26 protein-coding genes and 2 pseudogenes are annotated in these 26,503 nt (G+C 70.7%); 15 read left to right on the forward strand and 13 right to left on the reverse strand.

Annotated features, from left to right (window positions below; genetic code table 11):
- Window positions 1-19 precede the first annotated feature (19 nt).
- Genes OHB00_RS31585 through OHB00_RS31600 form a run of 4 tightly spaced genes read left to right on the forward strand, consistent with a single transcriptional unit; the run spans window position 20 to window position 2,847 of the window.
- Entirely contained in the window at window positions 20-520 is a 501-nt protein-coding gene (locus OHB00_RS31585) for a phosphatase PAP2 family protein (protein WP_189265782.1), read from the forward strand.
- Window positions 513-1,532, forward strand: a complete 1,020-nt coding sequence (locus OHB00_RS31590) for a decaprenyl-phosphate phosphoribosyltransferase (RefSeq protein ID WP_406439735.1) — start codon at window positions 513-515, stop codon at window positions 1,530-1,532. The genes OHB00_RS31585 and OHB00_RS31590 overlap by 8 nt, the downstream gene beginning before the upstream one ends.
- Window positions 1,529-1,954, forward strand: a complete 426-nt coding sequence (locus OHB00_RS31595; RefSeq protein ID WP_406439736.1) for a GtrA family protein — start codon at window positions 1,529-1,531, stop codon at window positions 1,952-1,954. The genes OHB00_RS31590 and OHB00_RS31595 overlap by 4 nt, the downstream gene beginning before the upstream one ends.
- Window positions 1,942-2,847 carry a YihY/virulence factor BrkB family protein gene (locus OHB00_RS31600; RefSeq protein ID WP_406439738.1) on the forward strand — a complete coding sequence of 302 codons (906 nt, stop codon included), beginning with the start codon at window positions 1,942-1,944 and terminating at the stop codon, window positions 2,845-2,847. Before OHB00_RS31595 ends, OHB00_RS31600 begins: the two co-directional genes overlap by 13 nt.
- Here the strand turns inward: OHB00_RS31600 and OHB00_RS31605 are convergent.
- Window positions 2,795-4,057 carry a D-alanyl-D-alanine carboxypeptidase family protein gene (locus OHB00_RS31605; RefSeq protein ID WP_406439740.1) on the reverse strand — a complete coding sequence of 421 codons (1,263 nt, stop codon included), beginning with the start codon at window positions 4,055-4,057 and terminating at the stop codon, window positions 2,795-2,797. The two genes, OHB00_RS31600 and OHB00_RS31605, sit on opposite strands and share 53 nt — an antisense overlap.
- A gap of 148 nt (window positions 4,058-4,205) precedes the next feature.
- On the opposite strand from OHB00_RS31605, the gene OHB00_RS31610 reads away from it, so the two are divergent.
- The 4 genes and pseudogenes from OHB00_RS31610 (at window position 4,206) to OHB00_RS31625 (ending at window position 6,930) form a co-directional block, all read left to right on the forward strand.
- Window positions 4,206-4,445, forward strand: coding sequence for an SCO4848 family membrane protein (locus OHB00_RS31610; RefSeq protein ID WP_406439741.1), 240 nt, complete (start codon window positions 4,206-4,208; stop codon window positions 4,443-4,445).
- A 136-nt stretch (window positions 4,446-4,581) separates the two neighbouring features.
- Window positions 4,582-4,723 (forward strand): annotated as a pseudogene (locus OHB00_RS31615) (metallophosphoesterase); the annotation flags it as partial.
- 222 nt (window positions 4,724-4,945) lie between these two features.
- Window positions 4,946-6,499: an ABC transporter substrate-binding protein gene (locus OHB00_RS31620; RefSeq protein WP_406439743.1), complete on the forward strand. Its 1,554-nt coding sequence runs from the start codon at window positions 4,946-4,948 to the stop codon at window positions 6,497-6,499.
- Between the two features lie 29 nt (window positions 6,500-6,528).
- On the forward strand, window positions 6,529-6,930 hold the full coding sequence (locus OHB00_RS31625; protein ID WP_406439745.1) for an ATP-binding protein: 402 nt from the start codon (window positions 6,529-6,531) through the stop codon (window positions 6,928-6,930).
- 107 nt (window positions 6,931-7,037) lie between these two features.
- Here OHB00_RS31625 and OHB00_RS31630 read toward each other — a convergent pair whose 3' ends face one another.
- On the reverse strand, window positions 7,038-8,471 hold the full coding sequence (locus tag OHB00_RS31630; RefSeq protein ID WP_406439747.1) for a sensor histidine kinase: 1,434 nt from the start codon (window positions 8,469-8,471) through the stop codon (window positions 7,038-7,040).
- The gene (locus OHB00_RS31635; protein ID WP_406439749.1) at window positions 8,468-9,157 is read right to left on the reverse strand and encodes a response regulator transcription factor; all 690 of its coding nucleotides are present in this window, start codon (window positions 9,155-9,157) and stop codon (window positions 8,468-8,470) included. Before OHB00_RS31635 ends, OHB00_RS31630 begins: the two co-directional genes overlap by 4 nt.
- Window positions 9,158-9,332: 175 nt before the next feature.
- Here OHB00_RS31635 and OHB00_RS31640 point away from each other — a divergent pair, with 175 nt between their 5' ends.
- Complete coding sequence (locus tag OHB00_RS31640; RefSeq protein ID WP_406446071.1) at window positions 9,333-11,744, forward strand: MMPL family transporter; 2,412 nt, start codon at window positions 9,333-9,335, stop codon at window positions 11,742-11,744.
- Here OHB00_RS31640 and OHB00_RS31645 read toward each other — a convergent pair.
- The 4 genes from OHB00_RS31645 to OHB00_RS31660 all read right to left on the reverse strand — a co-directional run bounded on the left by OHB00_RS31645 (window position 11,737) and on the right by OHB00_RS31660 (window position 13,896).
- Window positions 11,737-12,483: a TetR family transcriptional regulator gene (locus tag OHB00_RS31645; protein ID WP_406439751.1), complete on the reverse strand. Its 747-nt coding sequence runs from the start codon at window positions 12,481-12,483 to the stop codon at window positions 11,737-11,739. The two genes, OHB00_RS31640 and OHB00_RS31645, sit on opposite strands and share 8 nt — an antisense overlap.
- Window positions 12,484-12,492: 9 nt before the next feature.
- Entirely contained in the window at window positions 12,493-12,978 is a 486-nt protein-coding gene (locus tag OHB00_RS31650) for a thiol-disulfide oxidoreductase DCC family protein (protein WP_406439753.1), read from the reverse strand.
- Window positions 12,979-12,983: 5 nt separating this feature from the next.
- Window positions 12,984-13,391: a hypothetical protein gene (locus tag OHB00_RS31655; protein ID WP_406439755.1), complete on the reverse strand. Its 408-nt coding sequence runs from the start codon at window positions 13,389-13,391 to the stop codon at window positions 12,984-12,986.
- Between the two features lie 94 nt (window positions 13,392-13,485).
- On the reverse strand, window positions 13,486-13,896 hold the full coding sequence (locus tag OHB00_RS31660) for a VOC family protein (protein ID WP_406439757.1): 411 nt from the start codon (window positions 13,894-13,896) through the stop codon (window positions 13,486-13,488).
- Between the two features lie 131 nt (window positions 13,897-14,027).
- Between OHB00_RS31660 and OHB00_RS31665 the strand changes: the two genes are divergently transcribed.
- The gene (locus OHB00_RS31665; protein WP_406439759.1) at window positions 14,028-14,468 is read left to right on the forward strand and encodes a hypothetical protein; all 441 of its coding nucleotides are present in this window, start codon (window positions 14,028-14,030) and stop codon (window positions 14,466-14,468) included.
- Window positions 14,469-14,553: 85 nt separating this feature from the next.
- Here OHB00_RS31665 and OHB00_RS31670 read toward each other — a convergent pair whose 3' ends face one another.
- The 5 genes from OHB00_RS31670 to OHB00_RS31690 form a co-directional block, all read right to left on the reverse strand.
- Window positions 14,554-15,333 (reverse strand): succinate dehydrogenase iron-sulfur subunit, encoded by a 780-nt coding sequence (locus OHB00_RS31670; RefSeq protein WP_406439760.1) that lies wholly within the window; start codon window positions 15,331-15,333, stop codon window positions 14,554-14,556.
- Window positions 15,333-17,087: a succinate dehydrogenase flavoprotein subunit gene (gene sdhA, locus OHB00_RS31675; protein WP_406439762.1), complete on the reverse strand. Its 1,755-nt coding sequence runs from the start codon at window positions 17,085-17,087 to the stop codon at window positions 15,333-15,335. The genes OHB00_RS31670 and sdhA overlap by 1 nt, the downstream gene beginning before the upstream one ends.
- Window positions 17,088-17,106: 19 nt before the next feature.
- Complete coding sequence (locus OHB00_RS31680) at window positions 17,107-17,589, reverse strand: succinate dehydrogenase hydrophobic membrane anchor subunit (protein ID WP_384561478.1); 483 nt, start codon at window positions 17,587-17,589, stop codon at window positions 17,107-17,109.
- Window positions 17,590-17,594: 5 nt separating this feature from the next.
- A complete protein-coding gene (gene sdhC, locus OHB00_RS31685; protein ID WP_043406142.1) occupies window positions 17,595-17,975 on the reverse strand; it encodes a succinate dehydrogenase, cytochrome b556 subunit in 381 nt (126 codons plus the stop codon).
- A 159-nt stretch (window positions 17,976-18,134) separates the two neighbouring features.
- Window positions 18,135-18,716 (reverse strand): 2-oxo-4-hydroxy-4-carboxy-5-ureidoimidazoline decarboxylase, encoded by a 582-nt coding sequence (locus OHB00_RS31690; protein ID WP_406439765.1) that lies wholly within the window; start codon window positions 18,714-18,716, stop codon window positions 18,135-18,137.
- Between the two features lie 155 nt (window positions 18,717-18,871).
- Here OHB00_RS31690 and OHB00_RS31695 point away from each other — a divergent pair, with 155 nt between their 5' ends.
- From OHB00_RS31695 to OHB00_RS31710, 4 genes are all read left to right on the forward strand, one after another.
- Window positions 18,872-20,539, forward strand: a complete 1,668-nt coding sequence (locus OHB00_RS31695) for a beta-N-acetylhexosaminidase (protein ID WP_406439767.1) — start codon at window positions 18,872-18,874, stop codon at window positions 20,537-20,539.
- Window positions 20,540-20,969: 430 nt separating this feature from the next.
- On the forward strand, window positions 20,970-21,527 hold the full coding sequence (locus OHB00_RS31700) for a hypothetical protein (RefSeq protein ID WP_406439769.1): 558 nt from the start codon (window positions 20,970-20,972) through the stop codon (window positions 21,525-21,527).
- 140 nt (window positions 21,528-21,667) lie between these two features.
- Window positions 21,668-22,066: a hypothetical protein gene (locus OHB00_RS31705; protein WP_406446073.1), complete on the forward strand. Its 399-nt coding sequence runs from the start codon at window positions 21,668-21,670 to the stop codon at window positions 22,064-22,066.
- Between the two features lie 73 nt (window positions 22,067-22,139).
- Window positions 22,140-23,612: an MFS transporter gene (locus OHB00_RS31710; RefSeq protein WP_406439770.1), complete on the forward strand. Its 1,473-nt coding sequence runs from the start codon at window positions 22,140-22,142 to the stop codon at window positions 23,610-23,612.
- 7 nt (window positions 23,613-23,619) lie between these two features.
- On the opposite strand, the pseudogene OHB00_RS31715 reads toward OHB00_RS31710, so the two are convergent.
- Window positions 23,620-23,853 (reverse strand): annotated as a pseudogene (locus tag OHB00_RS31715) (N-acetylmuramoyl-L-alanine amidase); the annotation flags it as partial.
- A gap of 692 nt (window positions 23,854-24,545) precedes the next feature.
- Between OHB00_RS31715 and OHB00_RS31720 the strand changes: the two are divergent.
- Window positions 24,546-26,051 carry an ATP-binding protein gene (locus OHB00_RS31720; protein ID WP_406439772.1) on the forward strand — a complete coding sequence of 502 codons (1,506 nt, stop codon included), beginning with the start codon at window positions 24,546-24,548 and terminating at the stop codon, window positions 26,049-26,051.
- The last annotated feature ends 452 nt before the right edge of the window (window positions 26,052-26,503 follow it).

A 26,503-nucleotide genomic window follows, 5' to 3' on the forward strand; every position in this document is an offset into this window, starting at 1 on the left:
AAGGTGAACAGTGAGTCCAATGGACGACATGGACCACCGGATCCTTTCCGCGCTGCACGCCTGCGGCGCCGATCCACGCGTCGCGTCGGCCGCGCGCGGTCTCTCCCTCGCCGGTGAGCACGGCGCGCTCTGGCTCGCGGCGGGCCTCGCCGGGGCCGCCGTGGACGGCGCGCGGCGCGGCGCCTGGCTGCGCGGCACGGCGCTGGTCGCGGGCGCGCACCTCGGCAGTATGGGCGTCAAACGGGTCGTGCGCCGGGCCCGCCCCGCGCATGTCCGGCCCCGGATGCGCACCGCGGGCCGGCACTCCTTCCCCAGCTCGCACGCCACCTCCGCCACGGCCGCCGCCGTCGCCTTCGGGGCGCTGGGGGTGCCCGCCCTCGCCCCTCTCGCGGCCGCCATGTGCCTGTCCCGGCTGGTCGTCGGCGTGCACTTCCCGACGGACGTGGCGGCCGGCGCGGCCCTGGGGGCGCTCACCGCCCGAGCCGGGGCGCGCTGGATGAGCGGAGGCGGACGTGACTGAGACCGCGCACGCCGCCGCGCAGGGGGCCGCCGAGGCACGGCGGCCGGAGGGGGCTGCTGAAACGACTCTGCACGGGCAGCGCGCCCGCTCCGCCCGGCCGCCCGCGCCGCCCCGGGCCGCCGTCACCCTCCCCGGCGTGCTCCGCGGCCTGCTGAAGACCACCCGCCCCAAGCAGTGGGTCAAGAACATCCTGGTCATCGCCGCACCGGCCGCCGCCGGCCGGCTCTTCTCGGTGCCCGCGCTGCTCCGCCTGGCCCTGATCTTCGCCCTCTTCACGGCCTGCGCCGCCGCCGTCTACCTGATCAACGACGCCCGGGACGCCGAGGCCGACCGCGCCCACCCCGCCAAGTGCCGCCGCCCGGTCGCCGCCGGGCAGGTCCCGGTCCCCGTCGCCTACGCCGTGGGAGGCGTCCTCGCGGTCGTCGGCCCGCTGCTCGCGGCCCGGCTGACCCCGCCTCTCGTCCCGGCCCTCCTGATCGCCTACCTGGGCATGCAACTGGCGTACTGCGTCGTCCTGAAGCACGTCCTGGTCGTCGACCTCGTCGTCGTCACCACCGGCTTCCTGATGCGGGCGATGATCGGCGGGGTCGCCCTCGGCATCCCGCTGTCCCGCTGGTTCCTGATCACCACCGGCTTCGGCGCGCTCTTCATGGTGTCGGCCAAGCGCTACTCCGAGGCCGTGCAGATGGCCGGGAAGGCCGGTGCCACCCGCGCGCTGCTCACCGAGTACACCACCGGCTACCTCCGCTTCGTCTGGCAGCTGGCCGCCGGAGTCGCCGTCCTGGCCTACTGCCTGTGGGCCCTGGAGGGCCACGACGGTCCCGCCGCCGGCCTGCTGCCCTGGCGCCAGCTGTCCATGGTCGCCTTCATCCTGGCGATCCTCCGGTACGCGGTCTTCGCCGACCGCGGCACCGCGGGCGAACCCGAGGAGGTCGTCCTGCGCGACCGCGCGCTCGCCCTGATCGGCCTGGCCTGGCTGGCGATGTACGGCCTCGCGGTGGCCCACTGGTGAGCACGGACCGGCGCGAGCTGATCGGTTTCGCCGCCGCCGGCCTGCTCGCCTACGCCGCCGACCTCGGCCTCTTCAGCTGGCTGCGCGGCCCGGCCGCCCTCGACCCGCTCACCGCCAAGTCCCTGTCCTTCGTGGCGGGCTGCACGGTCGCCTACCTCGGCAACGCCCGCGGCACCTACCGCCACACGCCCGCCACCGGACTGCGCCCCTACGTCGTCTTCGTCGCCGTGAACCTCGCCGGCGCCCTGGTCCAGCTGGTCTGCCTCGCCGTCAGCCACTACGGACTCGGGCTCACCTCGCAGCGCGCCGACACCGTCTCCGGCGCGGTCGTCGGCATGGCGCTTGCCACGATTCTGCGCTTCTGGGGTACCCGGACATTGGTGTTCCGCGGAGGGGGCAGAGTCGGATCATGGACTGGCTGAGAAAACTCCCTGTCGTCGGCCCCCTCGTGGGGTGGCTCATGACGACGCACGTGTGGCGGTCGTACGAGCGGCTCGACCGGGTGAAGTGGTCCCGGCTGGCCGCCGCCATGACCTTCATCAGCTTTGTCTCGCTCTTCCCGCTGCTGACCGTGGGCGCCGCGATCGGGGCGGCCACGCTGAGCGAGTCGCAGCAGAAGGACCTCCAGAACAGGATCGCCGACCAGGTGCCCGGCATCTCCGACCAGCTGGACATCCACACCCTGGTCCAGAACGCAGGCACGGTCGGGCTCATCGCCGGTGCCGTCCTGCTGTTCACCGGAATCAACTGGGTCGGCCAGATGCGGGAGTGCCTGCGCGCGGTGTGGCAACTGCCCGACAAGGACGAGAACCCGATCGTCGCCAAGGCCAAGGACGGCGTGATCCTGATCGGCTTCGGCGGCGCGGTGCTCGTCACGCTCGCCGTCTCCACCATCGCCTCGGCAGCGGTCGGCTGGACGGGCCGGCAACTCGGCATCGCCGAACACAGCTGGGGGAGCTTCCTGCTGCGCACCGCCGCGTTCCTCGTCGCCGTGGCGGCCGACTTCCTCCTCCTGCTCTACGTCCTCACCCTGCTGCCCGGCGTCGAACCGCCGCGCCGCCGCCTGCTCATCGCGGCCCTGATCGGCGCGGTCGGCTTCGAACTCCTCAAACTGCTGCTCAGCGGCTACATCCAGGGCGTCGCCGGGAAGAGCATGTACGGCGCGTTCGGCGTCCCCGTGGCCCTGCTGCTGTGGATCAACTTCACGGCCAAGATAGTCCTCTTCTGCGCCGCCTGGACGGCGGAGGAGACCACCACCGAGTTCAGGGACGAGTCCGTCGGCGCACCAGATCCGGCAGCGGCCAACGGCGGTTGACCAGGAACGCCGCGGCCGTCAGCAGCACCAGCGATCCGCCCGCGATCGCCAGCGCGACCCCGACCCCGCCGGAGCCCTGGGCGGAGGCCGCGGCCACCGGCTTCGAGCTCGTGCCGTCGTCCTTGCCGACGGCGGTGGCCCGCGGCGTGGCACTGGAGCCCACGGCCCCCTTGGGCGGCACCAGCTCACCCACCGGAGTCACCTTGCCGGCCGCCTGGAAGCCCCAGTCGAACAGCTTGGCGGTCTCCTTGTAGACCTCGTTGTGCTCCTTCTTCTCCGGGTTCATCACGGTGACCAGCAGCACCCGGCCGTTCCGCTCGGCGACCCCGGTGAAGGTGGCGCCCGCGTTGGTGGTGTTGCCGTTCTTCACCCCCGCGATGCCCTGGTACACCGGGACGTCGACGTCACCGCTCAGCAGCCGGTTGGTGTTCTGGATCTCGAAGGACCCACGGACCGCCTTGCCCTTCGCGTTCTTCGTCGTGTCGCCCGGGAAACTGGCCCGCACGGTCGAGCAGTACTCCCGGAAGTCCTTCTTCTGCAGCCCCGAGCGCGCGAACAGCGACAGGTCGTACGCCGACGACACCTGCCCCGGCTGGTCGTACCCGTCCGGACTGACCACATGGGTGTCCAGCGCCTGCAGTTCGTCCGCGTGGTCCTGCATGTCCCGGACGGTCTGCTCGACCCCGCCGTTCATCGCGGACAGCACGTGCACGGCGTCGTTGCCGGAGCGCAGGAACACCCCGAGCCAGAGGTCGCGGACCGTGTAGGTCTGGCCCTCCTTCATCCCGACCATGCTGGAACCGGCGCCGATGCCCGCGAGGTCGGCCGACACCACCTTGTGCGGGGTCGACTTCGGGAACCGGGGCAGCACGGTGTCCGCGAACAGCATCTTCAGGGTGCTCGCCGGGGGCAGCCGCCAGTGCGCGTTGTGCGCGGCGAGCACCTCGCCCGACTCGGCGTCCGAGACGATCCAGGAACGCCCCGTGATGTCCTTCGGCAGCACCGGCACACCGGCGGCCGGGTTCACCTGGGTACCGGGCTGCCCCAGCCGGGTGCCGCCGACCGTCGACATGGCCGCCGGGGGAGTGGCCGACGCCGTCGTGGACGGGGTCGGCGCGGCGAGCGCGGCCGGCGCGGTGAGCGGCAGGGAGAGCAGGGCGGCGGAGGTGACCAGCAGAGTGCGGCTGGCCTTCGGCTTCGGAGCGGGCACGGACGAGAACGTACCTGCCGAGGAGGCCGAAGTCCCGTCACCGACCCCACCCCGGAACCGGAACCGGACAGCGGACGGCGATACTGGCTCCATGCGGCCGGTTCGATCGGCTGCGGGCGCCCGTCGTGGTGACGAAAGGTCTGTCTCTGTGAAACTCAGCCGTCCGGTCTCCTGGTTCCTGCTCGTGTTCGGGGTGTGGAGCTGGTTCATCTGGATCACTTTCGTCAAGAACCTCGTGAAGGACGGCAGCGGGCTCGCCTTCGACAACGGCCATCCCACGGCGTACTTCTGGATCCACCTGACGCTGGCCGTCGTGTCCTTCGTATTGGGGACGGTCATCGGGGTCATCGGGTTGCGCGGCGTCCGCGCACTGCGCCACACGTCATAGCGACAGCGCAGAAAGAGGCACGGCAGGTACGGGACACGAAGGCGGGGCCGGGGGCGGGCACGCCGCGTGGGCACGACCCTCTTCGTCGCCGGCCCGGTGCTGATGTTCGCGGCCCTCTTCGCAGAGGTGGGTCGCGGCGGCCGACCCGACCGTCGCCCGCCTGGACCGCTACGGAGACACCCGGCTGTACGTCTCCCGGGGCGCCGGTGCCTGGGGCCGCCCGGGTGGGCGCCCCGTCGGACATCACGGTCATCGAACTCGCGTCGAAGCAGGCCTGACCGAAACCGCCCCCCGCGCTCCCCCGCGCCTGCTGTGGAGGAGCTGTGAAATCCGGCGGAAACAAGCCCTCGGTAAGTTCTTCCTCATCTAGTCGGATCACTCTTCCCCCACGTGAAACACCTGTGATTAGGTGAGCCGCGTCACTTAGGGGAGTGGCACTTGTGGAGGGCCTGGGTAGGGCCTGGAGCGGACCCGTGCTGGTCCTGGGGAGGGCACCGACCATGCGATCTGTTCGCATGCGGATTCTCGTGACACTCGTCGTGCTGGCGGTCGTGGGGATCGGTGGCTGGCAGTTGCTGCCGTCGCAGAACGAAGACAAGACGATCACCGTCGGTACGACCGACGCCGTCACCTCGCTCGACCCGGCCGGCGCCTATGACGCCGGTTCCTGGGCGTTGTTCAACAACGTCTTCCAGACACTGCTCACCTTCGCGCCCGACGGCGTCAAGCCGGTCCCGGACGCGGCGCAGAGCTGTGACTTCACGGACACGGCGCTGCAGACGTACCGCTGCGTGGTGCGTGACGGGATCACCTTCCCGAGCGGCCGGGCGATGACCGCCGAGGACGTGAAGTACTCCTTCGACCGGGTCAAGAAGATCAACTCCGATGTCGGCCCGGCCTCCCTGCTCTCGACGCTCAGCTCGGTGACGACCTCCGGCAAGTCCGTCACCTTCCACCTGTCGTCGCCGGACGCGACGTTCCCGTTCAAGCTGGCCACCGGCGCCGGCGCGATCGTCGACAAGGACAAGTACCCGGCGAACGGCCTGCGCACCGGCGACTCGGTGGACGGCACCGGCCCGTACACCCTGACGTCGTACACGAAGGACAAGCAGGCGACCCTGGCGCCCAGCGGTCACTACAAGGGCGAGCTGAGCGGCACCGGCCGCCCTGTCGAGCTGCGTTACTACGCGGACTCGGCCAAGCTCGCCAGTGCGTACAAGGCCAAGCAGGTCGACGTGGCGACCCGGACGCTGCCGCCCGGCATGGTGTCGAAGCTGTCGCCGAGCGACCCCGACCAGCGCGTCCTGGAGTCGGACAGCTCCGAGACCCGCAACCTGTACCTGAACACCCGCAAGAGCTCGCCCCTGCACGACGTGCTGGTCCGCCGGGCCCTCGCCTGGCTGGTCGACCGCGAGGCCCTGGCCTCCTCCGTGTACGACGGCACCGTGCAGCCGCTGTACTCGCTGATCCCGAGCGGCCTCACCGGCCACACCACGTCCTTCTTCGACACCTACCCGACCCAGAGCGCCGCCAAGGCGAAGGCGCTCCTGGAGCAGGCCGGCGTCAGCACGCCCGTCGAGTTCACCTTCGGCTACGGCATCGGCCACGGCGCGGGTGCCGAGGAGGCCGCCGCGCTGAAGAAGCAGCTGGAGAAGGGCGGCCTGTTCAAGGTCGACGTCAAGGGATACGAGTGGACCGACTTCCAGAAGTCGTGGGCCGAGGGCAAGATGGACGCCTGGGCGGTCGGCTGGGTCGCCGACTATCCCGACCCGGACACCTTCGGCGCCTCCCTGGTCGGCAGCGACTCCGTGATGAGCACCGGATACAGCAACAACACCGTCGACCGCCTCCTGCAGAACAGCCAGCAGTACGCCGACCGCAGTGAGGCCGAGCAGGACTTCCGCAACGTCCAGACGGACGTGGCGAACGACGTGCCCCTGATCCCGCTGTGGCAGCGCACGGACTACGTCCTCAGCAGCGAGGACGTGGGCGGAGCCCAGTACCTCACGGACAGCACGGGCGTCTTCCGCCTGTGGAGTCTGAACTGGATCTGACGGGCGGACACCCGGCGCACCCGCACGACGTGCTGAGACGCGACGCCTTCCGGCTTCCCCGGCACCCGGCGTCCGTCGGCCTGGCCCGGCACCGGGTCCGGGACCACCTGGCCGCCTGGGGGCACGGCCCGGACACCCCGGCGGTCCACGACGCGCTGCTCCTCGTCTCCGAACTGGCCACCGACGTCGTCCGCCACGGCCCTCTGCTGGAGCGCGAGTTCGAGGTCGCCGTGACGGCCCTGGCCGACGGCTCCTGCCTGATAGAGGTCTCCGACGAGGGTCGCGCGGAACCCCGGCCACGCATCGTGAGAGAGGACGACGAGACGGGCCGGGGCCCGCATGTGGTGGAGACGGTCGCGGCGGCGTGGGGGGTGTGGAGCAGAGGGAGCCACGGCAAGACCGTCTGGGCTCTGGTCCCGGCCTACCCGTAGCTCTTGGCCGACCCGCAGTGGAGCGCCCCGAAAGGGGCGCGGGGCTGTACCGATATGCGGCTCCGCCGCGCGGGCGCGACCAGCCACGACGCACCCGCACGCGTAACTCAGCCACAACGCAACGTAACCGTCACGGCCAGCCCCTCCCCAGGTGCCGTCCGCACACACACCTCCCCGCCATGGGCTTCCACCACCCCTTGCACGATCGCCATCCCCAGCCCGCTCCCCTGCGCACTCCCCACCCGGAAGAACCGGTCGAAGATCCGCCCCGCGTCCTCCTCCCCGAGCCCCGGCCCCTCGTCGGCCACACTCACCCGCACCACCCCGTCCGCCCGCTCCACCCCCAACCGGACGGCCGCCGTCACCGGCGTATGCGTACGGACGTTGGCCAACAGGTTCCCCAGCACCTGGCGCAGCCCCGACTCGTCGGCCCGCACCAGCACCGCCCCCTCGGCCTCCACGGCCACCGGCCGCCCCGGCTGCTGCGCCCGCAGGTCCTGAGCCGCGTCCCGCACCAGCCGGCTCACGTCGACGTTCCGGAACCGGATCTCCGGCCGCTGGTCGAGCCGGGCGAGCAGCAGCAGCTCGTCCACCAGGCGGCCCATCCGGTCCACTTCGCCGTGCATCCGGTCCCAGGCCCGCCGCCGCTCCCCGGGCTCGCTCAGCATCCCCTTGTCGTACAGCTGGAGATAGCCGCGGATGGCGGCGAGCGGTGTGCGCAGCTCGTGCGAGGCGTCGGCGACGAACCGGCGCAGCTGGGCCGCGCTCCGCTCGCGGGTCCGGTAGGCCGTCTCCACCTGGTGCAGCATGGCGTTGAGGGCCAGCCGCAGTTGCTCGACCTCCTCCGTCGGATGCTGGCTGGAGGGCACCCGCCGGGTCAGGTCGCCCTCGGCGATCGCCGACGACGTCTCCACCATGTCCTCCAGCGGCCGCAGCCGTTGCCGCACGCTGTACATGGTCAGGCAGCACAGCAGCGCGAGCAGCAGCGAGCCGACCGCGAAGTCGAGCCGGAGCGCCTGGGCTATGCCCTGGTGCAGCAGCTCGGTCGAGGTGGCCAGCAGGATGTAGGGGCCGTCGGCGAGCCGGGTCGCCGTCACCCGGTAGGACGCGCCGTGCACGTCGATGTCGTGCGGGTCGGGCGCGGCGGCGAGGGCGTGCGGGTCGGACACGGCGGCGGCGAGGGAGCGCTGGGCCTGGGTCGGCTTCATCCCGAAGACGGAGATCGCGTCGCCCTTGGCGTCGATGACCGTGAAGATCGAGTCCGGGGCCGGGTCGGACTCGGCGGGGGTGATCCGGTCGCGGACCACGCCGAGCGCGCCCAGCGAGTCGACCTGCCGCAGGGTCAGTCCCGAACTCCCCAGTGACGTCCGCATCTTGAGGAGCTCGGAGTCCACCTGGTCGAGCAGGTACAGCCGCATGCCCATGATGCTCACGGTGGTCGCCACCACGATGCCGACGGCCAGCAGTCCGACGTTGGCCAGGGTGAGCTTGCCGCGCAGCGAGTGCAGTCCGTGCCGGTGGCGGCGCTTGCCGAGGCTCATGTCAGGCCGTATCCGACGCCCCGCCGGGTGGTGATCACCGGGGCTCCCAGGGCGTCGAGTTTGCGCCGCAGATAGCTGATGTAGGTCTCCACCACGGTCGACTCGGACGGTATGTGCTCGTACTGCCAGACGTGTCTGAGCAGTTGCTCCTTCGGCACGATCCGGCCGCTGTTGCGCACCAGGAAGCGCAGCAGCGCGTACTCGGTCGGGGTCAGCTCGACCGTGCGGCCGGCGCGGTGCACCGAGTACGTCGTCTCGTCCAGCTCCAGGTCGCCGTAGCGCAGCGGCGGATGCTGCTGGATGACGTCCGCCGGACGGGTGCGGCGCAGCACGGCACCGATCCGGGCGACGACCTCGTCGATGTTGAACGGCTTGGTGATGTAGTCGTCGCCGTAGCCGAGCGCCCCGACTATCTCCGCCGGGGCGTCCCGCGCGGTGAGGAACACGAGCGCCAGGTCCGGCCGGCGGGCGCGCAGCTCACGGCCGAGGGCGCGGCCGTCGCCGTCCGGCAGCATCACGTCGAGCAGGGCCGCGTCCGGCCGGGTGCGCTCGGCCAGCGCGAGGGCGTCCCGGACCGTACCGGCGGTCATCACCTCGAACCGGTGGTAGCGCAGGGCGATGGCGAGGACGTCCGTGATGCTCGGCTCGTCCTCCACGATCAGCACGGTGCTGCCTGGAGCCGTCATGCCCCCAGTATCGGCGCCGCCACCGACAGCCGGGGGCGCGCAGCTTTGGAGTTCCTTGAGAGTCATGCGCGCCCCGTGTCCCGGCGCGGGGCCCGCTGCCGATCCTGTTGCCCAGGACCTGGGGGACCGACCGACCGAAGTGATCCAAGACAAGGAGCTGTTGAGCGTGACGGCATTGGCACGGTGGTGCTATCGGCACCGGCTGGTGGTCCTGTTGCTGTGGGTGGGGGCACTCGTCGGCGTGGGCTTCTCGGCCTCGACGGCGGGCACGAACTACGCGAACGTGTTCTCCCTCCCCGACACGGACTCCAAGACCGCGTACGACCTGATGGAGAAGGCCTTCCCGAACACCTCCGGTGACACGGACACGGTGGTGTGGAAGGTCGACAGCGGTTCGGTGAAGGACAAGGCGGTGCAGGACCGGGTCGGGGCGGCCCTCGACAGGATCGCGAAGCTGCCCGGCGTGGGCGCGGTCACCAGCCCCTACGCGGGCCCTCGGGGAGCGGCGCAGATCAGCAAGGACGGCACGATCGCCTATGCCCAGCTCACCTTCACCAAGCGGGCGAACGAAATCCCCAAGGAGCAGGTGCAGAAGGTCCTCGACACCGCCCAGGGCGCAAAACGCCCGGGTCTCCAGGTCGAGTTGGGCGGCCAGGCCATCCAGCGCGTCCAGGAGCCGCCGCAGGGCCTGTCCGAGGGGGTCGGCATCATCGCGGCCGCCGTCGTGCTGTTCCTCGCCTTCGGCTCCTTCTTCGCGATGACCCTGCCCATCGCGATCGCCGTCTTCGGCGTCGGCATGGGCCTGTTCTCCACCCAGTTGCTCAGCCACACCACCGACATCCCCGACATCGCGCCGCTGCTCGCCTCCCTGATCGGCCTGGGCGTCGGCATCGACTACGCCCTGTTCATCGTCACCCGGCACCGGCGCGGCATCCTGCGCGGCCTGGACCCCGAGGAGTCGGCGGTCACCGCCCTCAACACCTCGGGCCGGGCGGTGCTGTTCGCGGGCGGCACGGTCTGCATCGCGCTGGCCGGCATGCTCGTCACCCGGCTGCGCTTCCTGGACGGCGTGGTCATCGGCACCTCGCTCACGGTCGTCCTCAGCGTCCTTGCGGCCACCACCCTGCTCCCCGCCCTGCTCGGGTTCCTCGGTCCGCGCGTCCTCAGCCGCCGCCAGCGCCGCCGGCTGGCCGCCGAGGGCCCGGAGCCGGAGCGGGCCAGCGGCCTGGCGGCCCGCTGGTCGGCGAACGTCGAGAAGCGGCCGAGGCGTATCGCCGCGCTCGCCGTGGTCGTCATGGCGGTGCTGGCCATCCCGGTCCTCTCGCTGCGCCTGGGCGCCACCGACCAGGGCAACGACGACGCGTCCACGACCACCAGGAAGGCCTACGACCTGCTCGCCGAGGGCTTCGGTCCCGGCTTCAACGGCCCCCTCCAGGTGGTCAGCGTCGGCGGCGACACGGCGAAGCTGGTCCAGGGCCTGCAGTCGGCCCAGGGGGTCGCCCAGGTGGCCGAACTGCCTCCGTCCCAGGGCGTCACGGTCATCCAGGTGGTCCCGGCCACCTCTCCGCAGTCCAAGGCGACGGACGACCTGATCGACACGATCCGCGACCGGGTGATCCCGAAGGCCGGCGCACAGGCCCACGTGGGCGGCGTGACGGCGGTGTCCAAGGACTTCGCGTCCGTCACCGGTGACCGCCTGCCCCTCTTCATAGCGACGATCATCACCCTGGGGTTCCTGCTGCTCCTGGTCGCCTTCCGCTCCCTGGTGGTCCCGCTGACGGCCGCCCTGATGAACCTGATCGCGGCGGCGGCCTCCTTCGGCGTCCTCGTGGCGGTCTTCCAGTGGGGCTGGGGCCTGGACCTGCTGGGCCTCGGCAAGGAGGGCCCGATCAACGCGTTCCTCCCGGTCATCATGCTCTCCCTGCTCTTCGGCCTCTCCATGGACTACCAGGTGTTCCTGGTGAGCCGGATGCACGAGGAGTGGGTGCACACGAAGGACAACGCGCGTGCGGTCCGGGTGGGCCTGGCGGAGACCAGCCGCGTCATCAACAGCGCGGCCCTGATCATGGTCTGCGTCTTCCTGGCCTTCGTCCTCAGCGGCGACTCGGGCGCGGCGATGGCCGGGGTGGGCCTGGCGGCGGCGGTCGCCCTGGACGCCTTCATCCTCCGTACGGCCCTGGTCCCGGCGGCGATGCACCTGCTGGGCAGGTCCAACTGGTGGCTGCCGGCCTGGCTCGACAAGCGGCTCCCGCACCTCGCGGTGGAGCCGAAGGAGGAGGTCCCGGCTCCGGGCCAGGCCGCTCCCACCGGCCCGGCCACCGCGATCCACGGCTTCGTCCGAACGGCCGACGGCGACCCCGTCGAGAACGCGTCGGTGAGTCTGATGTCCAGGAGCGGCCGCCAGCTGGACCGCGTCACGTCTCTGGCGGACGGCTCCTACATCGTCTCGGTCCCGGCGCCGGACGCCTACCTGCTGGCGGTGACCTCGGCGGAGTACGGCTCGAAGGCACGGCATGTGACGGTGACCGAGGAGCCGCTGGTGTACGACGTGGAGCTCACCGGGGACGAGGTGGACGCGGTCAGCTAGCCGAGCCCCTGGTCCTGCCCGACGGATCCGGCAGCACCCGGGTCATCCCCGGCAGGAAGTCCGTGAACAGCTCGTGGACCTCCAGGACCAGGGGCCGCAGCACCCGGAACCGCGCGAGGGAGACGCCTCGCGCGGTCAGCCGGGCGCCGCGCTCGGCGAGCCGGTAGCTGCGCTCGCGGCCCTCGGTCCGGTCGAAGATCCAGTACAGGACCAGGCCCATCTGCGAGAGCCACATCAACTCGGGAAGCACGTCCCGTAGTTCGGGGGCGACTTTCGTCTTCGCGCCCGCCAGCACCTCGCGGTGCACGCGGATCGCCTCCTCGCGCGCGTGCTCGCTCTCCGGGGAGAAGGGGCTGAGCGGGCTGTCGGGGTCGGCGGCGTTCTTGAAGAAGTGGACCGCGAACTCGTGGTACGGCCGGGCGATGTCCAGCCACACCTTGAGCACGCCCGCGAGCCGCCTCTCCAGGTCGGTCTCCTTGTCCAGGACCTCGCGGACCGCCACCCGGTGCTCGGCGGCGAGCTGGTCGTAGAAGCCCTGGATCAGGTGTTCCTTGCCGGCGAAGTAGTAGTACGCGTTGCCGACGGAGACCCCGGCCTCCGTGGCGATGGCCCGCATCGTGGTCTTCTCGTAGCCGCGCTCCCGGAACAGGCGCATCGCCGTCTCCAGGATCAGCGCGCGGGTCTGCTCGGACTTGCTCTGGGCAGCGGCCTCGACGGGACCGTCGTTCTTCGCGGACACGGACAGAGCCTAACGAGTGGTGCAGGCGCCGCCGGCACAGCCCGGGGGGTCGTAGATCCACCCGATGCCCGGCTCGTACTCCCACCCGTCCTCGCGGCGGAAGGCCTTCCCGTTCCCCTGGCCGCCCCGCCACCAGGCGGCGGCGAGCACCGCGCCGCGGGCCAGCCGGGCCCCGGCCGGCGAACTGAGCCGGTGGGCCAGCGGCCGCTGCTCCCGCAGCGCCCACAGCACGACGATCCACGCGGCGGTGTCCCGGTAGACCTGCCCCGCGTCACCGACCACGGTGACCTCGTCGAGGGTGGCCGAGTGGTCCAGGTCCGGGAAGCGCCTGCGGGCCTCGGCCGAACCTGCCGGGACCAGCTCCAGCGGCACCAGCTGCGGCTGGCGTACGAGCCAGTCGCGCAGGAAGGCGCAGAGGGTGCACTCGGCGTCGTAGAGGACGGTGAGCCCGTGGACCGGGGCGCGCACGGCGCCCCGGTCGGCGGTAGCGGTCACGGCGCTCACGCCCCGGCCGCCGGTGCGGTCCAGCCCTGCGGCGGGACCGGCGGGAGCTGTTCCTTCTCCATGATCCCGCGGCGCCGTATCCGGTTGAGCACGTAGACGTTGCCCAGGTGCATCACACCGAGCACCAGCAGCACGACCCCGAGCTTGGCGGACAGCGCCTCGAAGATGCCCCGGGTGTCGTCGATCGTGTCGCTGGTGTGCAGGTAGAGCGCGACGAAGCCCAGATTGACCAGGTAGAAGCCGACGACCAGAAGGTGGTTGACGGCGTCGGCGAGCTGGTCGTTGCCGTGCAGGACGTCGGAGAGGAAGATCCGTCCGTTGCGGCTGAGCGTGCGGGCCACCCAGATGGTCAGACCGATGCTGACGAGCAGGTAGATGACGTAGGCGATGACCGTGCGGTCCATGCCCCACCCCTTCTTGAACGCGTTCAAAACGCTGACAGGGATGACTGTAGACCTGCTTTTGAACACGTTCAACTCTGTTGCGGGGTGACCCCGTTCACGCTCGCCGCGCCAGCTCCGGCCGCTTGCTGTAGTCGGTGAAGCCGATGATGTTCCCCCACGGGTCGGCGACCTCGACGGTCCAGCCGGTGGCCACCGAGAACGGCTCGTCGAGCACCGCGATCCCGGCCTCCCTGAGCCGCTTGGCCGCGCCGCGCGCGTCCGGCACCTCCAGCCACACGCGCGGTGACGCCCACACCGCCGGCCGGTGCCCCAGCCCCTCCTCGGCCCGCAGCAGAATCCCGGGCGTCTCGCCCCCGACCTTCAACAGGGCGATCCCGCCCTCTTCGAACCGGAACCCGACCGTGAACCCGGCCCGCTCGTAGAAGGCGACAGCGTCCGCGAGCCTCCCGACGGGCATCACCACGTTGTCGAACCCGAGCAGTTCGTACGACTCGTCATCTGACATGCGATCAGATTAGGAGTGGAGATGACGGTTGCCGGGCGGGCTGACCGTCGGGTCACTCAATGGGCCGAGAAGGCGCCCGCCACGTCGGTACGCTGAGCCGTCGTCGGTGCCGTGCGAGCGAGGGGGCGGGGATGGCTCCGGGAGCAGAGGCCTTCCAGGGCGAGGTGCGGGCGGCCTTCGCCGCGGTCGCCCAGCGGCTGGGTCTGGACGGGCCGGTCGGCGGGGAAGAGGACCGGCATCTCGCCGTCGCGACGTTCGCCGGCTCGGGCGTGGCCTACAAGGTGGTTCTCGGCCTGTGGCAGGGTGACGTCGAGATCCATGTCTGCCGCCGGACCGCGCTGACCGAGTGCAAGGTCGGCATCGAGGGGCTGGCCGTCACGGCAGGCGTCGTGGACCGCCGCGGCGGGGTCTCCTTCGGCGCCCGCAGCCTCCGCCAGCTCCGCAGGTCCCTGGCCGGCCAGGTCCGTTACGTCGAGCTCGTCCATCCCCTGGTCTCCGGCGACCCGGCCACGGCACTGTCGCTGATGCGCGCGGCCGGCGCCCGGGAGTGGCACAGACCGTCCGCGAGCTGAGGGACCGCCGCTCCCCTTGCCGGGTGCGGCGAAGGCCCCGCTCCTGCACGGGAGCGGGGCCTTCGCCGTCGTAGCGGTACGGAGCTCAGAAGCGGCGCGTGATCAGCGCTCGCTTCACCTCCTGGATCGCCTTGGTGACCTCGATGCCGCGCGGGCAGGCGTCCGTGCAGTTGAAGGTCGTGCGGCAGCGCCAGACGCCGTCGCGGTCGTTCAGGATCTCCAGACGCTGCTCGCCGGCCTCGTCACGCGAGTCGAAGATGAAGCGGTGCGCGTTGACGATGGCCGCCGGGCCGAAGTACTGGCCGTCGTTCCAGAAGACCGGGCAGGACGACGTGCACGCGGCGCACAGGATGCACTTCGTGGTGTCGTCGAAGCGCTCGCGGTCCTCGGCCGTCTGCAGACGCTCCCGGGTGGGCTCGTTCGTGTCCTTCGTGATGAGGAAGGGCATGACGTCCCGGTACGCCTGGAAGAACGGCTCCATGTCGACCACGAGGTCCTTCAGGACCGTCAGGCCCTTGATGGGCTCGACCGTGATCGGCTTCTCGGGGTTGATGTCCTTGATCAGGGTCTTGCAGGCGAGACGGTTCCTGCCGTTGATCCGCATCGCGTCCGAGCCGCAGATGCCGTGCGCGCAGGAACGGCGGAAGGTCAGCGTGCCGTCGACGTCCCACTTGATCTTGTGGAGGCCGTCGAGGACGCGCTCCTTCGGGTCGATCTCCAGCTGGAAGTCTTCCCAGACCGCCTCGGCCGAGACCTCCGGGTTGAACCGGCGGACGCGGAAGGTGACGGTGATGTACGGGGAGTCGGCGAAGCCGGGCTCGGGCCGGCCGGCCGCGTCCGCCTTGTCCAGGGTCGGGGTTGCCATCAGTACTTACGCTCCATCGGCTGGTAGCGGGTCTGGACGACCGGCTTGTAATCGAGACGGATGGACTCGGCGCCGTCGTCGCCCACCTCGCGGTACGCCATGGTGTGGCGCATGAAGTTGACGTCGTCGCGGTTGGGGTAGTCCTCGCGGTAGTGACCGCCGCGGGACTCCTTGCGGGCCAGGGCGGAGACCGCCATGACCTCGGCGAGGTCCAGCAGGTTGCCGAGCTCGATCGCTTCCAGCAGGTCCGTGTTGAACCGCTTGCCCTTGTCCTGGATCGAGACGTTCTTGTAGCGCTCGCGCAGCTCGGCGATCTTCTCGACCGCCGTCTTGATCGTCTGCTCGGTGCGGAACACCATGACGTTGGCGTCCATGGTCTCCTGCAGCTCCCTGCGGAGTGTGGCGACCCGCTCGCTGCCCGTCGAGGAGCGCAGCTGCTCGATCTGGGAGACCACGAACTCGGCCGGGTTCTCAGGGAGTTCGACGTAGTCCACGGTGTGCGCGTACTCGGCGGCCGCGATGCCCGCCCGGCGGCCGAACACGTTGATGTCCAGGAGCGAGTTGGTGCCGAGGCGGTTGGCGCCGTGCACGGAGACACAGGCGACCTCGCCGGCCGCGTACAGGCCCGGGACGACGGTGGTGTTGTCCGACAGGACCTCACCCTCGACGTTGGTCGGGATGCCGCCCATCGCGTAGTGCGCGGTGGGCTGGATCGGGATCGGGTCCGTGTACGGCTCGATACCGAGGTAGGTGCGCGCGAACTCGGTGATGTCCGGGAGCTTCGCGTCCAGCTGCTCCGGCGGGAGGTGGGTGAGGTCGAGGTAGACGTGGTCGCCCTCGGGACCGCAGCCGCGGCCCTCCCGGATCTCCGTGTAGATGGAGCGGGACACGACGTCACGGGACGCGAGGTCCTTCATGACCGGCGCGTACTTCTCCATGAAGCGCTCGCCGTCCTTGTTGCGGAGGATGCCGCCCTCACCGCGGGCGCCCTCCGTCAGCAGGATGCCCATGCGCCAGATGCCGGTCGGGTGGAACTGGAAGAACTCCATGTCCTCCAGCGGCAGCCCACGGCGGTAGACCGCCGCCTGGCCGTCACCGGTCAGCGTGTGCGCGTTCGACGTCACCTTGAAGAACTTGCCGGTGCCGCCGGAGGCGTAGATGACGGCCTTCGCCTGGAAGACGTGGATCTCGCCGGTCGCGAGCTCGTACGCCACCACGCCGGAGGACTTCTTGACGCCGTCGACCTCGGTGATCAGCTGGTCCAGGACGTAGAACTCGTTGAAGAACTCCACGCCCTCCTTCACGCAGTTCTGGTACAGCGTCTGGAGGATCATGTGGCCGGTGCGGTCGGCCGCGTAGCAGGACCGGCGGACCGGTGCCTCGCCGTGGTTGCGGCTGTGACCGCCGAAGCGGCGCTGGTCGATGGTGCCGTTCGGCGTCCGGTTGAACGGCAGGCCCATCTTCTCCAGGTCGAGGACGGCGTCGATGGCCTCCTTCGCGAGGATCTCGGCGGCGTCCTGGTCGACCAGGTAGTCACCGCCCTTGACCGTGTCGAAGGTGTGCCACTCCCAGTTGTCCTCCTCCACGTTGGCGAGCGCGGCGGCCATGCCGCCCTGCGCGGCGCCCGTGTGGGAGCGGGTGGGGTAGAGCTTGGTCAGGACCGCGGTGCGGCTGCGCTTCGTGGACTCGATGGCCGCGCGCATGCCCGCGCCGCCGGCGCCGACGATGACGGTGTCGTACTTGTGGATCTTCATGATTCTCGCAGCCCCGTGCCTAGCGGATGTTCGGGTCGAAAGTGAAGATCACCAGCGAGCCCAGCAGGATGGTGAACACCGTGGCCGTGTAGAGCAGGCCCTTCAGCCACAGCCGGGTGTTCGCGCGCTCCGCGTAGTCGTTGATGATCGTGCGCAGACCGTTGGCTCCGTGCAGCATCGCGAGCCACAGCATGAGGAGGTCCCAGACCTGCCAGAAGGGGCTCGCCCAGCGGCCGGCCACGAACGCGAAGCCGATCTTCGACACGCCGCCGTCGAGCACCAGCTGGATCAGCAGGTGGCCGAGGACCAGGACGACCAGCACGACACCGGACAGGCGCATGAACAGCCAGGCGGCCATCTCGAAGTTGCCGCGGGTGGAGCGCGGCGTCTTCTTGGTGCGCTTGCGCGGGGCCTCGATGAGGGGGGCCGGGTTGTCGACGTTGAAGAGGGGGGCGCCCTCGACGGGGCCGACGCCGGCTGCGGGGGTTTCAGTGGTCGACATCTGCGTCAGCTCCCGAACAGGACACGAGCGGCGTGGCCGAGAACGGGGTAAATGGCCCCGGCCATCAGGACGACCCAGACACCGACGACCGTCCAGAGCATCTGCTTCTGGTAGCGCGGGCCCTTCGACCAGAAGTCGACGGCGATGACGCGCAGGCCGTTGAGGGCGTGGAAGAGGATGGCGGCGACGAGGCCGTACTCCAGCAGTGCGACGATCGGCGTCTTGTACGTGGCTACGACCTTGTCGTAGTCCTCGGGGGAGACGCGGACGAGAGCGGTGTCCAGCACGTGAACGAACAGGAAGAAGAAAATGAGGACGCCGGTGACTCGGTGAGCCACCCAGGACCACATTCCTTCCCGGCCGCGGTACAGCGTTCCAGCCGGCACGGAAGTCCCTCCGGGAGCGGGGTATCGGGGCCGCGCCGGCTTGTGGGTGTCGGTCGGGCCCGGCCGGGTACGGTCCACCGGCCCCCAGCATCGTAGCGATGCGCCGGCGCTGGGCTTACGCCGGGCCTACCGGTGTGATCAAAGTGGCACGCGGATGGGTTAGCCGTGCGGCATCCGGGGTGCCGGGTGCGGACATTTGCCGGGTGCGGGTGTGTTTGGGCTGGTCGCGCAGTTCCCCGTGCCCCTCAGTTTCTCGGCCAACCGTCCGCCGGCCAGGCGCCGGAGTTCCTCGGCCGCCACGACCCGTTCCTCCTCCGGATCGTTTGTCAAACGTGATCGGATGCCTGCCAGTACGTGGTCCAGGCACTCGGCGGGCGATGCGTCGCCCAGGTAGATCACGAACACGTGTCCGAACTTGGCCTCGTAGGCCGCGTGGGCCGCGGTCAGGGCCGTGGTGGCCGCCGTGTACGTGTCCTCGGGCAGTTCCGGCAGGCATTCGCCCGCCAGGGCCTCCGACAGATCGTCCGGTGACAGGTCGTACGCCGCCTCGTCGGCTGCGGCCAGGAGGGATTCCACGTCGGGGTACGGGCGGTGGTCGCTGACGCGGCGGGCCCAGCGCAGGCTGTGCAGGCAGTGCAGGAGGAATGCGCCGGCCTCGTCGTCGGGGGCGGCGTTGAAGGCGTCCAGCGGGGCGGGGAGATGGGGCAGGCGGTGGGCGGGCAGCGTGGGTCCTCGCGTCACGGGCGGTGTGGCAGGGGATGCTGTGAGAGATGTGTCGTCGACGTTATCGAGGACGTTCACGGTGTGTCCGATGGTTGCCTGAATTTCACCCGAACGGGAGAGTTTCGGATTGGGTCGGTGACGGCTGTGGGGTTGCCGCGTCGTAAGTTGTAGCTGTGAGCCAGCACAGGCGCGGGCCGTCGGCACGGCAGGGCGCGCGGAGGCGGGCGGTGGTGATCGCCGCGGCCTTCGCGGGGACCGTCGCGCTCGGCACGGGCATCGGCGTATGGGTCTCCTCGGGCGGTGACGGCGGGAGCGGCGCCGGCGCGGCCCGGCAGCCCTCCGGCAGCGCACCGGCGGCCTCGTCCGCGGGGCGCTCCGGGGCGGCGACCCCCACCCCGACCCGCAGCTATCCCCTCTCCCAGGCCCCCCGCACCATCCCCGCCGTCCGCTCCCACACCGCCGCCCGCGGTCCCGGCTGGCGCCCGCACCAGGGCGAACGGGTCGTGGTGAGCAACGCGGCGCTGGTCGACGAGGGGCGGCTGACAGCGGGCGAGCTGGGGCTGACGTACGCCGGGCAGAAGGGGGCGGACGAGGATGTCCGGCCGGGCGACCTGCGGCTCGACCTCGGCGGCACGGGCGACCCGGAGTCGTACACCATGACCGTGCGCGGCGGGGCGGTCCGGATCAGCGGGCCCGGTGACGCGGGCGTCTTCTACGGCACCCGGACGCTGAAGCAGGAGGTGCACGGCGGCGGTACGGCCCCGGAGGGGATCGTGCGGGACCAGCCGGCCAAGCCGCAGCGCGGGTTCATGCTGGACATCGCGCGCAAGCCGTTCACCGCGGGCTGGATGGAGTCCCGGATACGAGAACTCGGCGACCTGAAGTTCAACCAGCTCGGGCTGCACTTCTCCGACGACCAGGGCTTCCGGATCGAGTCCGACACCCACCCCGAGATCGTCTCCCGGGACCACCTGACCAAGGCCCAGGTGAAGGAGATCGTCGCGCTCGCCGCCGCCCGGCACATCCAGGTCGTGCCGGAGATCGACTCGCCGGGCCACCTCGGTGCCGTCCTCGCCGCTCACCCGGAGCTGCAACTGCGCAACGCGCGGGGCGTGGCCACCAGGGGCGCCATCGACATCTCCAAGGACGCCTCGGCGAAGCTCGTCGACGACCTGCTCACCGAGTACGCCGACCTGTTCCCCGGCTCCTACTGGAACCTCGGCGGCGACGAGTACCAGGCCCTGACCGTCCCCGACCCCCAGGCCTCCTACCCGCAGCTCGCGGCCGCCGCCCGGCGGGAGTACGGCTCCGGCGCCACCGTCACCGACCTCACCACCGGCTGGCTGAACGCCCGCGCCGACACCGTCCGCGCCCACGAGCGGACCATGCGGGCCTGGAACGACGGCTTCCTCCGCGCCACCTCCGTACAGCCGGCCGAGGACCTCCAGGTCGCCTACTGGACCGGCAAGGAGGACGGCGCCCGGCAGCCCGTGGAGTACCTGAGGGCGGGCCGCAAAGTCCTCAACTACAACGACGAGTACCTGTACTACGTCCTCGGCGAGCCCAACACCTTCGTCTATCCGACCGGACAGCGGATCTACGAGCACTGGATCCCGCGCATGCTGCGCGGTACCACCGCCGTGGCCGCGCGGTACGAACCCCAGGTCCTCGGCGGCTCCTTCGCCGTCTGGTGCGACCTCGCGGGCTCCCAGACCCAGGACCAGGTGGCGGCCGGCATCAGGATGCCGCTGCGGGCCACCATCCAGAAACTCTGGGACCCGGACACCACCCCGGCGATGTCCTGGACGGAGTTCAAGGCCCTCGCGAACAGACTGGGCTGATACCGGATCACGGTGGAGGTGCGGCGGTGACGGGCCGTACGTTCCGCATTTCGCGCGCGGGCCGGGGAGGGTTCCGTGCCCTGCCGCGTCCCGGGGAACCGTCTTGATCTGCGCCCGCTGCCACCACTTCGCCGCCGCGCCCGGCACCGCCCCGTGCCACCGCTGCCTCGGCGACCCGTCCGAGCCCCTTCCGCCGTCCGGCGGCACGCCGGGCCGGTGATGGCGGGTGCCGCCCTGGCCGCCCTCTGACACCCGGGACGCCGCCGGCACCGGCCGTGACGGCGGTTGGCCGAAAACTCTTTCTTCGGACTCCTTCGGATCCTGGGTGTCCAGCCCGTGTGACACTGCCGTACCGTCGCACGCAGTCAGGGAGAGTGCGGGCTCCGTGCAAGTGGGCGCCCTGGTAGGTACCGTTTCTGGGAGGCGTGGGATGAGCCTGGTGGAGCTGATCGCTCAGGCCGATGAACGCGGACTGGCCGCCAGCGGGTTGGCCTGTTTGGATCGGTGCGTGCCGCTGCTGGGCGGGGACGACCTGGTGCTGCGGCCGCTGTGGGCGAGCCTCGCCGACGGCGCCGACTGGAGCGCGGGACTGGAGAAGGCGCGCGGCTCGCTCGGCGCAGGCGAGGAGAACCGTGACCGGGCCGGGGAGGCCGAGGCGCTCGCCCGGCGGATGCTCGACGCCGCACCCCCCTCGCAGGAGGCCGCGGGCATCCGCCTGTGGGCCGACGCCTGCTCCGTCGCCTCGCTGCGGATCCACCGGCTCCTCGACCCCGCCGCTGACGCCGCGCCCTCGGTCGACACCCGCCGGGAGGGCGACACCGAGGGCATGTCCCCGCTGGTCGCCGCCGAACTGCGCCGCCAGGTCACGGTGCTCGAACTGCTCGCCGGGCATGGCGCGGCCGGGCTGCGGCGCGCGCTGGACGTCTCCACCGAGGGCCGCCGAGTGCTGCGCGCGGTGGTCTCCCGCCGGGCCCGTGGGCTCGGGTGAACCCTTCGTGAGGGCGGTGCGCGGGTCCTGCGCCGGTTGCGGGAACACCCCGTTTTCCGGGTGACGAAACCGCCCTCGACCTCGCTCTTCCCTATGTGACAGCCCACGATGCGACAGCCGGCCACCTGACCTTCGGCCACCTGGCCGCCGACCCCCCGTCAGCACCGCAGCGGACCAGGCCGCACGCCGCCGCGAGACCGGCCCGGTGGGCGGCGGACGCGGTCGCCATGATGCGCGAGGGGGCGCGGGTCCGGCTCGACTACTCGGCGCAGAGCCTGTGGCGGGTCGACCGCATGGTGGAGGAGATACGCCGCGAGGACGCGCCGTACGACGCCGTGCGGGAGACGCTGCGCGGTCTCGGGGCCTACGCCGGCGAGGTCCTCGTCCGGCACGCCGGCGCCGAGTGGTGGGCGTCCGGCGGTGACCACTGGATCCGCACCCCCGACGGCCGGCTGTGGGACCCGATCGACGAGGCCCGCCGGTGCTACGGCGGCCACGGCTCGCTGCGACTGCTGTGCCTGGACGCCCTGGGGCAGTGAGCGGCTCGGCAAAAACACCGTAATAGGAGACGCGGGCGTTCCCAAGTGGCCGGTGGGGGAGCACGATTGGCCCATGGCCGACAACCGACGCTGGTGGGCCCTGGTCGTCATCGCACTGGCCCAGCTGATGGTCGTGCTCGACATGACCATCGTCAACATCGCGCTTCCCTCCGCCCAGGTCGCGCTGCACATGTCCGACGGCAACCGGCAATGGGTGATCACCGCCTACACCCTCGCCTTCGGCGGACTGCTGCTGCTCGGAGGCCGGGTCGCCGACCTCGCCGGACGCAAGATCGCGTTCATGACCGGCCTGGTCGGCTTCGCGGCCGCCTCCGCACTCGGCGGGGCCGCGGCCGACCAGGGGATGCTGTTCGGGGCGCGGGCCCTGCAGGGCGTGTTCGCCGCGCTGCTCGCCCCGGCCGCGCTGTCGCTGCTCGCGACGACGTTCACCGACCCGAAGGACCGCGGGAAGGCGTTCGGCATCTTCGGCGCCATCATCGGCGCGGGTGCCGCGGTCGGGCTGCTCGCGGGCGGCTTCCTCACCCAGTACCTGGACTGGCGCTGGTGCCTGTACGTCAACGTGCCGATCGCGCTGGTCGCCTTCGCCGGCGCCTGGGTCCTGCTGTCCGGCGGCGGCCGCCATCCCGACGCCCGCCTCGACGTCCCCGGCGCCCTGCTCGGCTCGGCCGGCATGCTCTCCCTGGTCTACGGCTTCTCCGAGGCGGAGTCCCGGAGCTGGGGTGACGGCCTGGTCCTGGCGCTGCTCCTCGGCGGGGTCGTGCTGCTCGGCCTCTTCGGGTACTGGCAGACCCGCGCCCCGGTCCCGCTGCTCCCGACGACCGTCGTACGGGACCGGCAGCGCGTCGGCGCCTTCCTCACCGTGCTGCTGGTGACCGTCGGCATGTTCGGCGTCTTCCTCTTCCTGACGTACTACATGCAACGCGTCCTCGGCTACTCGCCCGTGAAGACCGGCGTCGCCTATCTCCCCATCACCGTCGGCATGGTCACCGGCTCCACCCAGGTCGCCGCCCGGCTGCTGCACCGGGTCCCGCCCCGCATGCTGATGGTGCCCGGGCTGCTGCTGGCGGCCGGGGCGCTGGCGCTGATAGCCCAGGTCGGCGTCGAACCGGCGTACGCCTCGCACATCCTGCCCGGCATGCTGATGCTCGGCCTCGGCATGGGCACCGCGATGATGACCTCCGTCTCCCTGGCCACCGGCAACGTCGCCCCGCGCGACTCGGGCGCGGCCTCCGCCACCTTCAACACCGCCCAGCAGGTGGGCGGTTCCATCGGTACGGCGCTGCTCAACACCATCGCCGCCAGTGTCACCACCCGGTACGCCACCGCCCATGCCGCGGGCATCCCGAACCGGGCGCTGCTGGAGGCGAAGGCCGCGGTGCACGGTTTCAACGTGGCCACCTGGTGGGCGATGGCCGCACTGCTGCTGGGCGCCCTGATCGCCGGAGTGGTCGTGAACGCGGACCGGGCGCCCACCCCGCAGGCAGCGCAGGAGCGGGCGCCCGAACCGGTGGACTCGGCCACCTGAAGGACTGCTTGAGGCAGACGAGGCCGTCCGTCGTGACCGTCGGGCGGCCGCTGGTACCGACCACCACGATCTTCACGGTGTGCTTGGCGCCGGCGGACCAGGTCCTGGTCCAGATCGCCTGGCGGTACGAGGTCGTCGTGGACTTCAGGTCGACTGTCGCGACCTTGGTGCCGTCGACGTACACGTACGCCTGACCCGAGGTGGCCGCGCGGCCGGCCACCCAGGAGGCGGACCGGCGCCGTGCCGTGCAGCCGCTTCGCCGCCCCCGTCCAGGAGACGCCGAGCAGCGAGGACTGCCGGGTGCCCGTGCGCGGCAGTTCCCGCGTGCCGTTCGTGGCGGCCTTCAGCGCCAGGTCGTGGACCTTCACCGGCCGCCTGGCCTGCCCGCCGGTCCCGTGGCCGGAGGACGGGGCGGCAACCGCGTACGTCACCACACCCCCGCCGCCCAGGACCACCGCGCCGAGCGTCAGCCACGCCCGTCGCCTCATGCCCGACGGTCTGTACGCACGCTTCCCGCGTGGACCCACTCGTCCCCACCCCTGGAAAAGAACCATCACTGTCACGTCTGACACACCTGTCACACAGGCAACGCTCAGAGGCAGCGTCCGGTCCTGACCAAACGTCACTCGCCACCCGTCGACGTCGTCGACGGCCCGCGAGAAAGGGGGTGTCGGGGGCCGCGCACTCCGATGGCCGGCCGTGCTCGCCCGAGCCGTGGAACCGAAGCAACGGCCGGGGCCGCCACCCCTGGCCCCGCCGCGCCTGGATCAGCCCTCATCTGGGTGTTTTCTGACTGTTCCTGACTGCTGTTGGTCACGCGTTGGTCATGCAGCAAACCGTTGGGTGTCGAAGCTCAGGGGTAAATCCAATACGACGATTTACGTCGAAGTATACTTAGACGTATTCCGTCGTTGTTGATGTGCGGGAGGGTGAGTGAAGAAGGGCCTGCCGGCCAAGCCGGACGATGTGGTCGACCGGGACCGGGAATGGGGCCTGCTCGCGGAGTTCCTCACCGATCCGGACCCGGCGATGCGGCTCGGCATCGTGTCGGGGCGGCGGCGGCACGGGAAGTCGTACCTTCTGCAGGCCCTGTCCGAGCAGGTCGGCGGTCTGTACGTCACAGCGGTCCGGGAAGAGGGGCGACTGCCCGCGATCCAACGGTTCAGTGACGCGGTCGCCACGCATGCCGGTCTGAGACCGGGCAGTCTGCGCCTGACCGACTGGCGTGACGTGTTGTCCAACGCCCTTGATGTGACGGCCCGCTCGGCGCATCCGCTCTTGGTGATCGACGAGTTGCCCTACCTGCTCCAGCACTCGCCCGAGATCCCGGGACTGCTTCAGCAGCTTTACGACGAACGCCAGCGCGGCGCCCGGAACGGTGCCGGACCGGGGCCGCGGTTGATCCTCTGCGGCTCCGCGCTGAGCGTCATGCACGAACTGCTCTCGGGAACCAAGCCGCTGCGGGGCCGGGCCGTGGTCGATCTACGGCTGGGCGCCTTCGACTACCGGGACAGCCGGGACTTCTGGCAGATCACCGACCCGCTGACCGCGCTGAAGGTGCACGCGGTCCTCGGCGGGGCGCCCGGCTACCGACCGGTGGCCGGCCGTCCGCATCCGGACGACGGCTTCGACACGTGGCTCACCCGCACACTGCTCGATCCGGGCCGGGCGGTGTACTCGCGGACCGAAACCGAGTACCTGCTGCGCGAGGATCCCAGGATCACCCAGCACACCCTGTACTACGACATCCTCACCGCGATCGCGAACGGCGCCACCACGCCCAGCAGGATCGGCGCCGCCCTGGAACGGCCGCGCAATGCCGTCGCCCACCCCCTGGGCGTGCTGGAATCCACCGGCTACATCCGCCGGGAGCAGGACATCCTTCGTTCCAAGCACCCTGTCATCACTCTCGCCGACCCCGTCATCCGCTTCAACCAACTCATCACCCTCCCGCAGGCCGCCGCCGTGGAGCAGGGCTTCGCGGAGCAGGTCTGGCAGCAGGCAGCCCCGACCTTCAACTCCAAGATCCTCGGACCGCACTTCGAGGACCTGGCCCGAGACTTCACCCGCCGCTACGCCCACACCCTGCTCTCCGGCGGACTGCCCGGGCCGGTCGGCACAACCGAGGTCGCCGACCAGGGCGCCCGGACCAAGCACGAGGTCGACGTCATCGCCCTGGCCGCCGGCGAGCGCCCGCAGACTCCGCGTGCAAGGATCGCGTTGCTGGGCGAGGCCAAGGCGACTGCCGCGCGTCGTGGGACCGGTGACCTGGAGCGCCTGGAGCGTATCCGTGATCTGCTTGCTGATCAGGGGTACGGCACCGACACCGCCACCCTGGCCTTGTACTCCCTGCACGGCTTCTATCCCGACCTGGTCGACCTGGCCAATCGGCGTGACGACCTCCTTCTGGTCGATCTGCCCACCCTTTACGGCAGCTGACACCGGCGGGCAGCGCTCGCGTCGCAGCTTGCCGAGCCACGGGTGGAACAGCGTGATGCTGGCCTGCGTACAACGGATGCGGGAGCGCCCCTGGCCTTTCGGCCCATCGGCCCTTGCTTCTTGAGCGGTCCTGTCCCGCCCGAGACACCAGCTTTCTCCCCTGTCGGCTCACCGCCGTCAACAGGACCTCCCTCGATGTTCCAGGTTCCACGCTCAAGATGAGGCCGGGTTGGGTGCCCTCTACGCCCGGGCGGCGGTGTCCTCCCAAGCGGCGTGGATCACGCCCCTGGTGCCTTCCGTACGCCGCGTTCTTCTCCGACCAGCACATTCGGCTGGGAGATGGCATGGAAAGTGACAATCTACTTCTGTCGGCTCCTTTCAGGCAGGGTGCCTGAGCTGCTAAAGCCCGCGAGTCAGAGGCTATTTGGCAACCCGTCAGGGCCGTCAGTCGA

Source organism: Streptomyces sp. NBC_00631, from assembly GCF_045206895.1.
Lineage (GTDB): Bacteria > Actinomycetota > Actinomycetes > Streptomycetales > Streptomycetaceae > Streptomyces.

What these genes read in the sequence shown, in the direction of transcription:
- OHB00_RS31620 (WP_406439743.1), top strand. Translation starts at nt 4,946, where the DNA reads ATGCGATCTGTTCGCATGCGGATTCTCGTGACACTCGTCGTGCTGGCG.
- OHB00_RS31710 (WP_406439770.1), top strand. Translation starts at nt 22,140, where the DNA reads ATGGCCGACAACCGACGCTGGTGGGCCCTGGTCGTCATCGCACTGGCC.
- OHB00_RS31680 (WP_384561478.1), bottom strand. Translation starts at nt 17,589, where the DNA reads ATGTCGACCACTGAAACCCCCGCAGCCGGCGTCGGCCCCGTCGAGGGC.
- OHB00_RS31655 (WP_406439755.1), bottom strand. Translation starts at nt 13,391, where the DNA reads ATGGACCGCACGGTCATCGCCTACGTCATCTACCTGCTCGTCAGCATC.
- OHB00_RS31585 (WP_189265782.1), top strand. Translation starts at nt 20, where the DNA reads ATGGACGACATGGACCACCGGATCCTTTCCGCGCTGCACGCCTGCGGC.
- OHB00_RS31630 (WP_406439747.1), bottom strand. Translation starts at nt 8,471, where the DNA reads ATGAGCCTCGGCAAGCGCCGCCACCGGCACGGACTGCACTCGCTGCGC.
- OHB00_RS31665 (WP_406439759.1), top strand. Translation starts at nt 14,028, where the DNA reads ATGGCTCCGGGAGCAGAGGCCTTCCAGGGCGAGGTGCGGGCGGCCTTC.
- OHB00_RS31600 (WP_406439738.1), top strand. Translation starts at nt 1,942, where the DNA reads ATGGACTGGCTGAGAAAACTCCCTGTCGTCGGCCCCCTCGTGGGGTGG.
- OHB00_RS31670 (WP_406439760.1), bottom strand. Translation starts at nt 15,333, where the DNA reads ATGGCAACCCCGACCCTGGACAAGGCGGACGCGGCCGGCCGGCCCGAG.
- OHB00_RS31635 (WP_406439749.1), bottom strand. Translation starts at nt 9,157, where the DNA reads ATGACGGCTCCAGGCAGCACCGTGCTGATCGTGGAGGACGAGCCGAGC.
- sdhA (WP_406439762.1), bottom strand. Translation starts at nt 17,087, where the DNA reads ATGAAGATCCACAAGTACGACACCGTCATCGTCGGCGCCGGCGGCGCG.
- OHB00_RS31660 (WP_406439757.1), bottom strand. Translation starts at nt 13,896, where the DNA reads ATGTCAGATGACGAGTCGTACGAACTGCTCGGGTTCGACAACGTGGTG.
- OHB00_RS31700 (WP_406439769.1), top strand. Translation starts at nt 20,970, where the DNA reads ATGAGCCTGGTGGAGCTGATCGCTCAGGCCGATGAACGCGGACTGGCC.